Raw genomic sequence first — 13,381 nt, 5'->3', positions numbered from 1 at the left:
CCCGGTCACCGGCTCACAGCACCCGCACGACGACGGCCTCGCTCGGCATCCGCGACCACTTCACCGTCGAACCCGTGTACGGCGCCTCGATGACCATGCCGTTGCCCGCGGCCAGCTGCACGTGCTCCGGTCCTCGCGTGCTGAACGAGCTGGCGGGGAACACCAGGTCACCGGGGCGCACGTCCTCGGGGTGCACTCGGACGCCGCTGTAGATCTGCTCGTAGGTGGTGCGCGGCAGCACCACGTCGCCGTGGCTGGCCTGGGCGATCGCGTACTGGGTCAGGCCGGAGCAGTCGAATCCGCCGCCGCTGGGACCACCCGCGCCGCCACCGCCCCAGACATAGGGGGTGCCGAGCCATTCGCTCGCGGCGAGCACCGCGTTGCTGCCCCGCGTGCCGTCCGAACGCACGGTGCTGCCGCGGCGCAACCGGGAAGCGGACCTGGACCTCGAGCGCGTCCGTCGCCGCCTGCGCGGGGTGGTGCCGCGCCGGGTCTGCCGGGTCGCGGGTGTCGCGGGCGGCATGATCTGCGCGGCCTGCTGCCGTGCGGCGGCGACGTCGGCGTCGACCTGCCTGGTGGCGTTGGAGATGGTGGTCTGCGCGGCATCCAGCAGCGCGGGACCGCTGAAGCGGGTGTCGCCCACCGCGGCGATCGCCTGGATCCGGCTCTGCAGATCCGCGATGTGGTTGTTCAGGCGGCCACGGCCGTTGACCGTTCCGTCACCGGACTCGCCGACGGCTTTGCTCACGATGCTGTCCTTGCCCGCATGCGATTGCGCGACCGACAGCTGCATGCTCTGCGCCTCGCCGTACCGCAGCGCCACTGCCCCCGCCTGGGGAGACAGCCCGCCGGCCAGCGCTTCGGTGGTCCTCGCCGCCTGGCCGGCGGGCTGGCCGTCGCCGTACAGCGCGAGCAGCGAGCGGAGCACACCGTCCAGGTCGTTCGTCAGTGCCGGCGCCATTCGAACTCGCCATCGCTCATCACCGACCGCCTCTCACACTTTCCAGCTATTGTGTCGCCCCAGCCGATCCCGCCGTATTCCCATCGCTGGGTGGGTAATCGAACTATGCGCCACTTCCCATAATCGGGAAGCCGAGACAATGGGGGTGACTTCTGAGAGGCGGTGGCGGCGGTATGGCAACAACGGCGACGGAAACCGAAGCCAAGAAAACGACGACCACCTCCAAAGGCAAGCATTTCTGGGTGGTGAAGCTGTACTGCCCGCCCGGAGCCTCGGAAGGGCTGCGCGCCTACATCGCCATGGCCGAGACCGCCATCCAAACCGCCGTCGACCTCCTCGGCCGCGGCATGACGACGCTGCCGCCTGCAGTGTCCGACCTGCTCGAGCCCGAGATCTACGAAACCCTCGGCAGCGGCAAGGCGGACGACGAATACCGCGCGACCGTCAACAAAGTCGAAGCCAGACAGCTGCAGCTGCTGCAGATGGACGACAAGGTGATCAAGACCTCCGCGACGGTCGCCGCCGAGCAGGTACAGGCACTGCGTTCCATCGAGAACATCGTCGAGGACCTCAACACCACCCTGAAGGCCGTTGGCACCGGCAAACTGAAATCGGCGCAGGAGCTGTCCCTGCTGAAGGCGGTCGCCCAAGCCGTGGACGCGGTGTACGACAAGGTCATCGCGATCGCCGAACTGAACGAGCAGATGGCCAACGGCGGCGGGAGCGGCAACAGCGGCTCCGGCGGATCGAACGGCTCCGGCAGCGGCGGTGCCGCCGGCGGCACCGGCGGCGCGGCCGGCTCCGGTGGCGGCGGCGACGGCGGGTTGTCCTCGCTCCTCTCGTCGTTGGCGATGCTGCCGATGATGGCGTTACCGCTGGTCCAGCAGATACCGCAGATGTTGCAGAACGCCGAAGAGCAGAAGCAGAAGAAGGCAGAGGAAGACCGGAAGAACGGCCAGCCACAGCCGGGCCAGCCGGGTCAGACACAGCCGCCCGGCACTCAAGCCGCCCCCGCCGCCGCACCGCAGCCGGGCGATCCGAATGCGCAACCCGCCGCTGTGGAAACAGCCACCGCACAACCCGGCGGCATCACCGCCGCCCCCGCCGCGAATACCGCGCCGCCGCCCGAGCCGGATGGGACTTCCACCGCGGGCACGACGCCCAGCGTGGTCCAGGCCCGGCGGACCAGGGACGTGTCGGCGGCCGATCGGCCGGCCAACGGGTCCACGCAGGACGCGACGACCGACGAACAGCCCGATCAGGACGCGGGCGCCGTCATCGAGGTGTAGCCGTCGCGCCGAGCGATCTTTCGCGCGGCGCTCGGAAGCATTCGGTGCGTGCCGCCGACCACGTTGACGTGAGCGTCGACCACCCCCGCTCGGAACGACCCGTCCGAAGATACGGCGTGATTCGCGCGCTCGACCACGCTGACGCGAGGGCCGATCACTCGGTTGGGAAGGATCCAGCGCTCCGGCGTGATTCGCGCGCTCGGCCGTCATCCGGCAGCGTCTTCGCCCTGACCGCGGCGGTCGCTCGCCGGCACGATGCCGGCGCCAGCGGCAGTCGCGTACTTGATCGAAATCGTTCTACTCGCCCTGCGGGACGGTGTGCCGTCGAGCAGCCACGGCACACCGTCTTCTCGTGCGGCCCCTCGTGACAAGGGCCGTTCCGGTGTCCGGGTCGCGGGGAGCGCCCCACCACGGCCCGGAGCACCGAAACGATGTCACGACCGGCGATTCACGATCGCTGCGAGTTCGCCGATGGCGGTGAGGTGGGCGGCGCGACGACGGTGGACGGCGGAGCCACCACGGTGGGCGGCGGCCCTCCGGCGACCTCCGGTGCGGTGACCGAGGGAACCGCGGCGGGGCGGGCGACGCGCTCGGGCTGCGCGGTGGTGGACACGGGCGCCGGTGTGGAGACGAATTGCGGATGCAGCGTGATCTGTTCGTGCGCGTAGACGGCGTCTCGCAGCGTCTGCCTGCTCGGCTCGTCGGCCAGCAGCAGCACCAACTCGTTGCAGCGCCGCTCGAAGACCATGTTCCGCAACGGGGAGGTTCCCGCGTCCAGCCGCAGCTGACCGACCTCGACCCGGCCCACGTCGACCCGCTGTCCGAGCATCGACGCGGCCAGCAGATCGTCGGCGTCGCGCAATTCGTCCCACAGTTCGCGCGCCACCGGCCGTCCGGCTTGCAGATCGGCGAGAATCCGTTCCCGGACCCGGCGCGAGGTAGCGGCTTCCGCGGGTGCGGGTCCGGAGCGCCCGAGCTGTCCGTGGGCGTCCACGGCCAGTTCCACGCAACGCGACCGCACCCCCGTGTCGGGTACCGAGGAGACGTGCTCGAGTCCGGCGATCGAACCGGCGAGCCCGAGGCGGTCGGCCGTGTCCGGGGTGAACTGGCGCAGGTCGACGTCGTAAGAGGGGCCCACGAGTCCTTCCATCGCCGCCTCGCCGAACCGCGAACGCAAGCCGGGATCGATCGGTCCGGACGAGACGAGGGCCGACAGGCTCGCGTTCGCCTTCGCGCCCCAGGCCAGACCGAACTCCGCCAGGATCCGGGCCGGATCCGTGACGCCCTCCCACGGCGATCCGGCGCCGTCGTCGGCGGAGAGCAGCTCGTCCCAGTTCCACGGGGTGGACACCTCACGCGGCAGGTACAGCCCCGCGGGCAACCAGCCGCGGCCCTCGTTCGACGTGATGAAGACGCCGACCCCGCCTGGACCGCGCATCACGGCGACCGACCAGGCCATGCCCACCGGCGAGTCCACGGCGGCGAGCACGCTGCCGAGCAGCGTTCTGGCCAGCACCAGGTCGTCGTTCACCTGGCTGCCGACCACGTACGCGGGTTCGGCCTCCTTGTCCTTCGCCGAGGCGACGGCGGCGGCGAACGGACTCGCGGCAGGCACCGGAATCGGCGACGCGTCCGACCGCCCCGCGCCGTCGGCCGGCTGTGTGGCGCCTCGATCCTCCGGGCCTGCGTTGAAGGGGCCGACACCGCCCGGCGGCATGCCCGCCGCAGCAGGCGCCGTCACTCCGGAGCTCGACGGTCCGCCCGGAGGAGGTGTCGTTCCGTTCGCGTTCGGCGTACCCGCGCCGTTGGTGCCGACCTGCTCGCCAGGAGCGCCGGGAGCGCCGGGCACGCCCGTGCCCGTGGGAGATGTCCCGTTGGGTCCACCGGGCGAGGCGCCCACGGGGTCGGCCTGGGTGCCGTCGGGCGCGGTCGAGGTGGGCCTGGCGGTCGTGGGATCGGTGGCAGACGGCTGGGCCGAGGACGGGTCGGCCGTCGCCGGTCCGTCGCCGGGCGTGGCAGCGGACGGCGTCGGCGTGGATTGGCTCGGGTACGGAAAGCTGTGGCTGGTGCCGGGGCCCGTCGGGGACGGCTGATCGAACAGGTCGTTGGACTTACGGATCTGATTGGCGAAATCCTCGTCGGCTTGCTCGTACGCGTCGGCGGACGCACGCAACGAGTCGGCCGTGCGCTCGTGCTCTTTGGCCAGCGCCTCCCCCGCACGCTGGCGGGCGTCGTAATACCGCACCAGCGCTTCGTAGACCGGGTAAGCGATCTTGCCGTAAGTGGGCAGGAAATTCGCGAGCCACTCCGTCGGCGGTTTAGCCCACTCTGTGATGTCGCGCCCGACTCGGCGGTGCTGTTCCTCCAGCTGGCGCAGAACCACAGGGTCGACTTCCATGCTGTTTTCCGGCATGTTCGATCAGATCCTTTCCCACCACACGTCTCCCCATTGTCGATCCTTCCCATACATGGGGAGTCTTTCGCGGTGGCGCTCGGGATCCGACTCCGCCCTGCTCAGCGCCCCGGCCCCGCCGTGATGGTCGGGCGACGCGGCGCCGGAGCGGCGGGGGCGGGGGCCGGCGCGACGAAAGCCGGGTGGCCCACGATCTGGGCGTGTGCGTACACCGCGTCGCGCATGCTCTGCCGAGTCGCGTCCTCCGCCAGCAGCAGCACGAGTTCATCGCATCGCCGCTCGAAGACCATGGCGCGCAGAGCGCCCGCCTCCGACGCCGACCGCCCTTCGGCATGGTCGGCACGCAACTCACCCAGCGCGACCCTGGACACGTCGGCGCGCCGCGACAGCATCGACGCGATGAGCAGGTCGTCGGCGTCCCGCAGCTCGTCCCACCACTCCTGCGGCACTTCACGGCCCCGCCGCAGCGCACCGAGAATCCGCTCGCGGGCAGCGGGCGCCCCCAGCGCGGCCGGCGAGCCCAGCCCGGCCTTGTGGACGCGGACGTGCGCGTCCGAGGCCAATTCCCAGCGCCGCACCCCGATCTCCGCCTCGGGTGTGGTCACGGCACGCCGGACCAGCGCCGGCGCGCCGACCAATTCGAGACGGTCGGCCAGGGTCGGCTTCGGTGCGCTGAAATCCATCGCCGACGAGGCGGCCACCGAGCCCTCGATCGGCACCTCGCCCAACTGCCGTCGCAGCCCGGCATCGACTTCCACCGATGAGGCGACAGCGGTCAGCCGGGCGCCGGACTTGCGTCCCCAGGCGATCCCGAATTCGGCCAGCACGCGTGCGGGGTCGGCGACCCCCTCCCAAGCGTTCTCGGCCACCTCCCACACCCACGGCGTGGACAACTCACGCGGCAGGAACAAGCCCGCAGGCAGCCAGCCACGGCCCTCGTTCGAGGTGACGAACGCGGTGATGCCGCTGGGATTGCGCATCACCGACACCGCCCACCCGAGCCCGAGGACCGCGTCGCCACCAGCGGCCAGGATTCCGCCGAGCAGTGTGCGGGCCAGCACCAGGTCGCCGTCCACTCGCTCGCCGAGCACGAACGCGGGGGCGGCCGCCGACACCATCGCGGCGCCGACCGCAGTGCGGATCGACTCGTCGCCGTCGTCTTCGTCCTTCGCGGCGTCCGCGCGCTGCTCGATTCGCTCCGGCGGCTGCGCCTTGCCCGCGCCGCCCGCGCCGGGGGGCGGCCCCGAACTCACCGCCGTGACCTTGGGCGCGACGGCAGCCGGACGCGCGTCGCTCGGCGGGGCCGCTGCGGTCTGCTTCGCCTGGGCTTGCGGCGGCGTCGAACTCCCCTGCGCCGCCGGAGCGGACACCGGCGATCCAGGGGGAGCGACCGAGGCGGCCGGTGCGGACGATGCGATGGAACCGGGCGCCACGACGGGTGGCGGAAGGATCACCGGCGGCGGCATCGACGCGGCCGGATCTGCCGCGGACACAGCGGTACTCGTGAACCGGCCCGCTTCGGCGGCGTCGTGCGGTTCCGCTGCCGCAGCGGTGGACGAGTCATCGGGTGTCGCGGGCTCGGCGCCGTGACCGGAAGCATCCGGATCCCTTCCCTGCGCATCAAGCGTATTCGTGTCCGCGACACTCTGATGGCTGTCGTCTGCCTGCACCGCCCCGTCCGAGGTGTGCGCCGGCACGACCCCGTCGGGGCCGTCCACCGGCGCGGACCGGCCCGGAACGAACGGGTCGGCGCCGGGAATCTGCCCGCGAGGCGTGACACCGGCGGCGGGCAGGCCGGGTCCGTGATCGGATGTCCCGCCCGGCAGATTGCTCACCGGGACGGTCGTCGTCCCTCCGGGCGTGTACTGGTCGCCCGTCGACGAGGGGTCGACCGGGATCTCTTCCGCCGCAACGGGATCCGTCTGCTGTCCGGGTTCGTCACCGAGCAGCGGATCGACGGGGTCGGCGGCCGGTTGATCGGCGGGGTGTTCCGGAGACACCACGACCGGCGAATCGTCCTTCGGCCGATCGGTCCGCGGCGATCCGTCGTGCCGTGGATCGCCCGAATGGTCGGTGGCCTGCCGGTGCTGCCCGTTGTCGGTCCCGCTGTGGTCGTCCGCATAGCGGTGGCCCGGCTCCCAAGGTCCCGGCTGCCCCAGTGCGTCGGCGATGGCGGCGAGACTGGGCAGGCCCTGCGGGCTTATCGAGTTGAGCGCCGCGCGGACGACGTCCTCCACGTCTTCCCTCGCCGCGGCGATCATCCCGGGAATCCGGTTGCGAAGGGCCTGGGCATCGGATTCGTCCTCCTCCGCCGCGGCCCGTCGTTTGATCGCGTTGATCCGCGCGGTGGTGTCGTCGACGATGTCCAGGATCTTGTGCCGGGTGCGGTACACCAGATCGGAGAAGTCTCGGAAGGTGTCCGCCGCGGCTTCCAGCGCGTCGGCGAACGCCTGCGGGTTCATCCGCTGGCGCAGCATGTCGAGCTTGACCGGAAGCAGACCGGCGCTGGAACGAACCCGATCGTCGAACTCACGCCGTCTGCCGTCGGCGTCGAGCAGATCCAACGCCCCCGCGCCGTCGCGCGCGAGACGTTCCAGCGCGCTCCAGTCCCCCGGGGAGATCGCAGGCCAGTTGTCGCCGACGATGGCATCCCAGTACGGACTGTCGCGCTCGGGCTCCATGCGCGAGTCAGACGGATTCGGCGCGACGGCGCACCGCGGCGGCGCCCGCGCGATCGGCATCGCCGTGGGTGTACGTCACCTGGGTGGTGACCTCTGTCGTCGCGTCCACCCGGCGGCCGTTGGCCCGTACGGCGCGCTCGAAAGTCGTCTTCATCCACTGCGTGTGCGCCGTCAACCGCCGATCGATCTCCGATTCGGGCCGCCGTGGCACGACGAAGTCACCGCTGATCTGCCCGACCTGGCTGCCGACGGTGTTGATCGCGGTCCGGAATTTCTGCGCGACGGCGACCACCTCGTGGGGGTCGTCGGTATCGAACTTGTCGGTCATGTCGCTGTCCTGTCTCGCCGTTGCGGCGGTCGGCACTCAGGTCTGGCGGAACTCGGCTTGCTCCATGGCGCGATACGACGCCTCGGTGGGAAGGTCGAACGAATCGATCGTGTACGAGCGGGTGCCCTTGTACTCCATCTCGGCACGCAGCCCCACGCGGGACTTCGCGTGCGCCAGCCGCGCGAGCTTGACGATCTGGGCGGCCAGCCACTCGTCGCCGTTGTCGCGGGCGTCGTCGGTGATGTACAGACCGATGATCTCGCCGTCCCGGTCGCATCCGACGCCGACGGTGTGGTCGGGGTTGAACACCTCGTAGGTCATGTTCCGCCAGTCCGGCTCGGCCGCCACCGGCTCGTCGACCTCATCGATGTCGTCGTAGTCGTAGTCGTCCATGTGGATCGAATGCATGTCGGTCATCGGCTGCTCTCCGAGAATTGGTCGCCGGGACGGGGATTGATCAGGTAATCGGCATCGTCGGTCACCGATTCCAGGCGTGCCGCCAGTGCGGACCAGGCGGCGTCCTCGATGCGCATGACCTGGCGCATCTGCCAGAACCGGGCGCCGAGATACAGCTCGCCGGTGCCGTCGGGGGCCACGTCCAGATGGTCGGGGCCTTCGGTGGACGGATTCAACGTCACCGCGGTCAACGGCGGGCGGGTGTCGTCGACGTTGACCAGTGTCGCGCCGCCGCCAGGGATGAAACTCTGCCGCAGTCTGGCACTGCTGCCGATCGCGACGTCGGCGCTGTTGGTGGTGATGGTGATCTCCGGATTCAACAGCAGTTGCAACACCCACGATCGGGCCGTGTGCTCTGGGCGGTCGGCGTTGATCGCGATCGTCAGAGTCGCCGCCAAATCGATCACCAGCACCGCGTCCGTACTCGTGACACCGGCGATCACCAGACGCCGTGCCGTGCCGACCGGGTACGGCAGGTCGTCGGCGGCCAGGGACACCACGTCCGCGCCGACCCCGCCCCCGGTCGCGGGATGCGCGGAGACGGTCCCGGTGGCGACGTCGATCGTGTAGGCGACGATCGTCTCCGAGATGCCGTCCGCCACGCCGGCCAGCCGGACCAGCCCCTCGTCGTGCAGCCACCGCACGGTGTCGGCGACGGTGACCTCAGGGGCGGGCTCGGTCATCCGGTCCGCCCCCAAGCGCTCGCGACCGTTCCGGGTTCTTCGACGGGCGCCTCCATGACGCTCTGGTACTGCCGCGCCGCGTCGGCGGTGCTCTCCCTGATGGCGGCCATGATCTCGGCGACCAGTTCGGGACAGGTGAGCCGCGCGGCGGTCCCGGGTGCGAGGTAGAGGTCGGTCAGCCTGCCCATGGCATCGACTTCCGGAATGACCGCACCGCTCGGCGACGGTCTGCGGGCGCGAATGTTGTCGATCTTCTCCCGCATCTCCGCGATCCGGTGCCGCAGGCTGCGGGCGGCGTCCAGAGCCGCCTGCACGTCCGGGTGGACGGAACTCACGACGCCACCTCGCCCGCGCTCGGCTCCGTCATCACCGCGATGGCGGCTGTGCCGGTTGTTCGTTCGCGGCACTCCCTCATCATGCGTTACCTCCGGTCTGGGTCGGGGTCTGGTTGCCCGGTGTGGGCGTCGGCGGGGTCACGGTCGGCGCGATGGTCGGCCGCTCACCGATCACCGCTTCGGTGTGCGGTGTGTCGTCGACGTACATCAGGCGGTCGGGATGCCACGCCACCACGCGGTTGCGGTCGTTGCCGCCGCTCGAGTTGCCCATGCCCGGCGACATCGGCATGTACGGCATCATCGGCGAACCGCTGCCTCGCGCGGCCGTCGCGCCGGATGCCGAGGACGTGCCGAGGGGTTCGATCACCGAGGTGCGCGGCAGACCGGAACCCAGACTGGCCGCCGAGGCCACCGGCAACGCGGTCGCCTGAACGGTCTCGGCCTCGACGTCCGGGATACCGGCGCCGGGGCTGCCGACGGGCATTCCGCTGGGACTGCCCGTGCCGAGCCCGCTCGGGATTCCGAGGTCGTCGTAGCCGTAGTCGTCGAGGCCGTAGTCGTCGTATGCCTCCGAATCCGACTGCCCGAGCTGGCTCAGCGGCGTTCCGGCCGCCGACATCGCACTCATCAGGGCGGGCAGCATCTGGCTCAGCATGTTGCTGCTGCTGTCGCCACTGCCGCTGCCGGTCTTGCCGTCGCTGCCGGTCGAACTGCCCGCTTCGCTCTCGCCGACTTTCGCGCCGACCTCGGTGGAGTAGCCGGTGATCGTCTCCGCCGAACGCGCGTTCTGCTCGTTGAATTTCGCCATCGCGGCCGCGATGGCGGCTTCGTTCTTGGAGCGCATCGCCGTGAGGAGTTCTTTGCGGGTGGCGATGATCTCTTCCGGCGTGGGGTGTTTGGCTTTCGCGGTCTGGAACGCGTTGCTGTAGGTATCGATGCCGTCGGCCAGGAGCCCGAGTCCGGTGCCGAGCTGGTCGAGGAACCCGCGCCGCTGGTCGAGTTCCCCCGCCGCCGCCGTGCCGACCGGTTCCCAGTTCTGCATCGACTTCGACGCGGCGCTCACTTCCTCGATGGCCGCCAGATGCGCGCTCCCGGCGAATCGGCGCAGTGAGTCCGCGAAACCTTTGGCCGCGCTCGTTCCAGGGCCGGAGTGCAACTGCTGAGCGAAAGTCAACGGATCGACACTGCCGCCGGCGGAGGGGAACTGGATCGCAGGCATCCTGCGCCGCCCGATCTCCTGCACTTCACCCACCGGATTCGCGAGAATCTCGCCGCCGCTGCCGTTCACGGTCCTGGCGCCGCGGTCATCGGCATCGGTGTAGTCGGCGGCGGCGGCGCCGATGTTGTAGGCGGTGCGCTGGACATCGGTGAGAACGCTCGCCACTCCGTTGAGCAGCGAGGTGGCCTGCTTGTTCAGCGCGGGCACCGCGGCGGCCGAGACCGGGTCGGCGCCGCCGGGCACGACCCACCCGGTGGGCATCGCCGCCCCGGCATCACGGGCCGCCGCGGCGAGTCTCGACGCCACGGCGACGAGTTCCTGCGGATCCACCTTGAGCACCATCGCGACCTCCTCTCCTCATCCGCGCGCTGGCCCGCGCGATCAGCCCGCGGGCATCGCGGCAACCGGCATTGCCGCGTCCGCGGGCTGATCGGCCGAGCCCGGCGTCGTCTGAGGCGCGGCCCCGTCCGCCGGCGCGGTCACCTCGATGCCGTTCGGATGCGCGAATCCTTCGAACAAGTTCGTGTCCGAAGCGATCTCGGGCATCTTCGGGTCGAACGGCTTCAGCTCGCCCTTGACGATGACCTCCAATGTGCCTGCCTCCGTGCCACCTTCCTCGGGCGGCCACACGACGAGGATCGCGGTCGAGTTCGTCCACGTGGCGACGTCACCGGTCATCAGCTGGAAGTCACCCACCCGCTGGCCGATCTGCTTCTTGTCCGACCACTTCGCCGGCGTCTTCTCGTAGGCCTTCTGCGCGTCGGTGCCGCTGTGGTTGCCGAACGCGGCGTCGAGACCTTGGGCGGTGGTGACGGACACCTTCTGCGTCTTCCCGTTCGGGAACGTGTAGACGACGCTGCCGTCCTCGCCCGGCGTGCGGCCGGGTGCCGCCGTGGGCTGGGTAGACGTCGCGCTCGCGGGCGCCGCGGCATGCTGCGTCGACGCCGGAGCTGTCGAGGCGGGCTGCGCGGCCGCAGGCTGCGCGGTGACCGGCGACGCCACCGGCTGCGGGGCGACCGGGTCGATCTCGTCGTCGTAGCGGCTGGGATCGAGGTCCCGCCGCCGGTTGTTCATGTCCTGGTCGGCGAGGTTTCGCATCATCATCTGCTGCGCGAGCAGGGAACCCAGATCCATGCCGGGAGTCGGGCTGGACGTCGGCGTGTAAGCGGCGGGTGTACCTACGCCGGAGGTGTCCCCGAGACCGTTCGTCCCGGGGGTTGTCCCGTTGCCCAGGCCGGAGGTGTCGACATCTTGCGGCTTCGTGCTGTCGGTGCCGGTGTTGTCCTTCGTGGAGTCGCCCAGGTCGGAGGGGTCCACGTCCTTCGGCTTGGTGCCGTCGTCGGTGCCGTTGGGGTTCTTCGTGACATCGCCCGGATCCGGGTTGCCGACATCGTTCGGTTTCGTGCCGTCGTTGACACCGGGGACCTGCGGCTGCTTGATATCGTCCGGTTGGGCCGCCCCGGCTTTCTGGGCTGCCTCCAGCGCCTTTATCCGGTCGGCGAGTTCCTTGTTGGCGGCCGATTGCTCATCGATGCCGTCCGCCGTCTTCTCTTGTTCGGTCTTCGCGGTGTCCATGGTGCCCAGCGCCGCCTCCAAGCCACTCGACACATACGTCATGACATGCTTGTTCTCGTCCATATCGGCAGGCGGTCTCGCGGCCTCCGTGTTCAGGAACGAGATCAGTTTCTTCAGACTGCTCCTGGCGTTGTCGACGGAAATCTTCGAATCGTTGACCTTCGCGGCGAGCTTCGCATCCCGCTCCAGCATTTGGTCGAAATTGTCCTTGAGCGCGCTGTTGACATTGGCGTAGTTGGTGAACAACAACGATCTGATGTGCGTACTGTTCAGTTCGACTTGCGGCACCGTGCCGCTGTCGGGCACGTCGTCCTTCTCGCCGTCACCGAGAGCGCTCCAGTCCTCTTGGAGAATCGTGTGCAGGGACTTGTCATCCCCTTTGTCTACATCCAGCCAATCGTGAATGGTGGCGAAAAGTTTGAGCCTTTTCGCCGGCCACTTGGGCGAATAGACATCCGGAACCACCAGCATCGGCATGTCGTCGCTCATGCATACACCAGTGCGTCAGAACTGGTACCCCTGTACTGCGCACCCGCAGGCCGGGTGGGCAGCGTATCGGGAATATCCTGCTGCTTGGGCTGCTGAGGCCCCGGCACGGGATGCACGGCGTCGTACGTTTTACTGGCAAGAGCGTTACCGAGGCCCGCGACCGCCGCGCCTGCACCCAATCGCGGCATATACATCTTGGACAGAGCCAACCGTGACCCGAGTCCCCCCAAGCCCCGCTGGGTCATGAGCTGGCCGGCATCACGGACGGCCATGCCCAAGGCCTGAAGCCCACCACCGGTCAGGCCCCTCGTCGCACCGCCGACCACACCGCCGGGTATCGCGCTGACCGCCGCGCCGATCAAGCCGGCCTGCAAACCCTCTTCGAAGGACCCCCGCTCGATGCCGGTCCAGATGCCGCTGACCGCGCCGCCGATGATCGCGGAGCCGACCGGACCGCCGACCATGAATCCGACACCGCTGGCTACGCCCGAGACGACATCTTTCCATTCGAGACCGAACAAGCCCATGCGATTTCACCCATTCGACGCGCAGCGAGTATCTATCGAGCCAAGCCGTTCGCTGTCGCCGCAGGTAGACGAGGTAAGGCGACCTGGTCCTGCGGCTGCACATCGACCATGCTCGGGAGTCCTCTCGACATCACCATTGTCGAGGATTCCCACTGATGGGAACCGGGGTTTCCTTCGTACGGCCTGACCACGTGCCCCGCGGAACGCATACCGAACCGCACGAATCACCCAGCACGCCTGCTGTACCGGCGCGGCAGGCGCTCCCGTCGCCCCGTCCTCCGTAGCTGCCCGCACCGGGCCGTCGGTCGACGCAGGACGGCCGGGATCCGGGTTGGCCCGGTGCCGGTCGCGGGTCCGCATTGCGGTTCGGTCGGGCGGTCGCGCGGCATCAGGAGCGGTGAATCTCGACTCCGAGCCTGGGCTGC

11 protein-coding genes are annotated in these 13,381 nt (G+C 69.7%); 1 reads left to right on the top strand and 10 read right to left on the bottom strand.

The features are described 5' to 3' along the window. Positions 1–13 precede the first annotated feature (13 nt). Positions 14–961 carry a C40 family peptidase gene (locus ACWDMM_RS03695; protein ID WP_195077503.1) on the bottom strand — a complete coding sequence of 316 codons (948 nt, stop codon included), beginning with the start codon at positions 959–961 and terminating at the stop codon, positions 14–16. A gap of 173 nt (positions 962–1,134) precedes the next feature. Between ACWDMM_RS03695 and ACWDMM_RS03690 the strand changes: the two genes are divergently transcribed. After that, positions 1,135–2,250: a hypothetical protein gene (locus tag ACWDMM_RS03690; RefSeq protein ID WP_195077502.1), complete on the top strand. Its 1,116-nt coding sequence runs from the start codon at positions 1,135–1,137 to the stop codon at positions 2,248–2,250. 448 nt (positions 2,251–2,698) lie between these two features. Here ACWDMM_RS03690 and ACWDMM_RS03685 read toward each other — a convergent pair whose 3' ends face one another. The 9 genes from ACWDMM_RS03685 to ACWDMM_RS03645 all read right to left on the bottom strand — a co-directional run bounded on the left by ACWDMM_RS03685 (position 2,699) and on the right by ACWDMM_RS03645 (position 12,956). After that, positions 2,699–4,663 carry a type VII secretion target gene (locus ACWDMM_RS03685; RefSeq protein WP_449935791.1) on the bottom strand — a complete coding sequence of 655 codons (1,965 nt, stop codon included), beginning with the start codon at positions 4,661–4,663 and terminating at the stop codon, positions 2,699–2,701. 101 nt (positions 4,664–4,764) lie between these two features. Next, positions 4,765–7,344 carry a hypothetical protein gene (locus ACWDMM_RS03680; protein ID WP_449935789.1) on the bottom strand — a complete coding sequence of 860 codons (2,580 nt, stop codon included), beginning with the start codon at positions 7,342–7,344 and terminating at the stop codon, positions 4,765–4,767. Positions 7,345–7,351: 7 nt separating this feature from the next. Continuing rightward, a complete protein-coding gene (locus tag ACWDMM_RS03675; protein ID WP_195077499.1) occupies positions 7,352–7,672 on the bottom strand; it encodes a hypothetical protein in 321 nt (106 codons plus the stop codon). A gap of 36 nt (positions 7,673–7,708) precedes the next feature. Then, entirely contained in the window at positions 7,709–8,089 is a 381-nt protein-coding gene (locus tag ACWDMM_RS03670) for a hypothetical protein (RefSeq protein WP_323123925.1), read from the bottom strand. Beyond that, positions 8,086–8,811: a hypothetical protein gene (locus ACWDMM_RS03665; RefSeq protein WP_195077498.1), complete on the bottom strand. Its 726-nt coding sequence runs from the start codon at positions 8,809–8,811 to the stop codon at positions 8,086–8,088. The genes ACWDMM_RS03670 and ACWDMM_RS03665 overlap by 4 nt, the downstream gene beginning before the upstream one ends. Further along, entirely contained in the window at positions 8,808–9,146 is a 339-nt protein-coding gene (locus ACWDMM_RS03660; protein WP_195077497.1) for a YbaB/EbfC family nucleoid-associated protein, read from the bottom strand. The genes ACWDMM_RS03665 and ACWDMM_RS03660 overlap by 4 nt, the downstream gene beginning before the upstream one ends. Positions 9,147–9,225: 79 nt before the next feature. Further along, positions 9,226–10,707 (bottom strand): PPE domain-containing protein, encoded by a 1,482-nt coding sequence (locus tag ACWDMM_RS03655; protein WP_357104433.1) that lies wholly within the window; start codon positions 10,705–10,707, stop codon positions 9,226–9,228. A 39-nt stretch (positions 10,708–10,746) separates the two neighbouring features. Beyond that, positions 10,747–12,429, bottom strand: a complete 1,683-nt coding sequence (locus ACWDMM_RS03650) for a hypothetical protein (RefSeq protein ID WP_449935786.1) — start codon at positions 12,427–12,429, stop codon at positions 10,747–10,749. After that, the gene (locus tag ACWDMM_RS03645; RefSeq protein ID WP_195077494.1) at positions 12,426–12,956 is read right to left on the bottom strand and encodes a hypothetical protein; all 531 of its coding nucleotides are present in this window, start codon (positions 12,954–12,956) and stop codon (positions 12,426–12,428) included. The genes ACWDMM_RS03650 and ACWDMM_RS03645 overlap by 4 nt, the downstream gene beginning before the upstream one ends. Positions 12,957–13,381 lie beyond the last annotated feature (425 nt).

The organism is Nocardia sp. NPDC003726, assembly GCF_053586955.1.
Note: the sequence above shows the minus strand (reverse complement) of the source record. Positions and strands in the feature narration are given on the sequence as shown.

Excerpts from the sequence above, each read along its gene's own strand:
- ACWDMM_RS03695 (WP_195077503.1), bottom strand. The coding sequence starts at position 961 with ATGGCGCCGGCACTGACGAACGACCTGGACGGTGTGCTCCGCTCGCTG.
- ACWDMM_RS03650 (WP_449935786.1), bottom strand. The coding sequence starts at position 12,429 with ATGAGCGACGACATGCCGATGCTGGTGGTTCCGGATGTCTATTCGCCC.
- ACWDMM_RS03670 (WP_323123925.1), bottom strand. The coding sequence starts at position 8,089 with ATGACCGACATGCATTCGATCCACATGGACGACTACGACTACGACGAC.
- ACWDMM_RS03685 (WP_449935791.1), bottom strand. The coding sequence starts at position 4,663 with ATGCCGGAAAACAGCATGGAAGTCGACCCTGTGGTTCTGCGCCAGCTG.
- ACWDMM_RS03665 (WP_195077498.1), bottom strand. The coding sequence starts at position 8,811 with ATGACCGAGCCCGCCCCTGAGGTCACCGTCGCCGACACCGTGCGGTGG.
- ACWDMM_RS03675 (WP_195077499.1), bottom strand. The coding sequence starts at position 7,672 with ATGACCGACAAGTTCGATACCGACGACCCCCACGAGGTGGTCGCCGTC.
- ACWDMM_RS03680 (WP_449935789.1), bottom strand. The coding sequence starts at position 7,344 with ATGGAGCCCGAGCGCGACAGTCCGTACTGGGATGCCATCGTCGGCGAC.
- ACWDMM_RS03655 (WP_357104433.1), bottom strand. The coding sequence starts at position 10,707 with ATGGTGCTCAAGGTGGATCCGCAGGAACTCGTCGCCGTGGCGTCGAGA.
- ACWDMM_RS03690 (WP_195077502.1), top strand. The coding sequence starts at position 1,135 with ATGGCAACAACGGCGACGGAAACCGAAGCCAAGAAAACGACGACCACC.
- ACWDMM_RS03645 (WP_195077494.1), bottom strand. The coding sequence starts at position 12,956 with ATGGGCTTGTTCGGTCTCGAATGGAAAGATGTCGTCTCGGGCGTAGCC.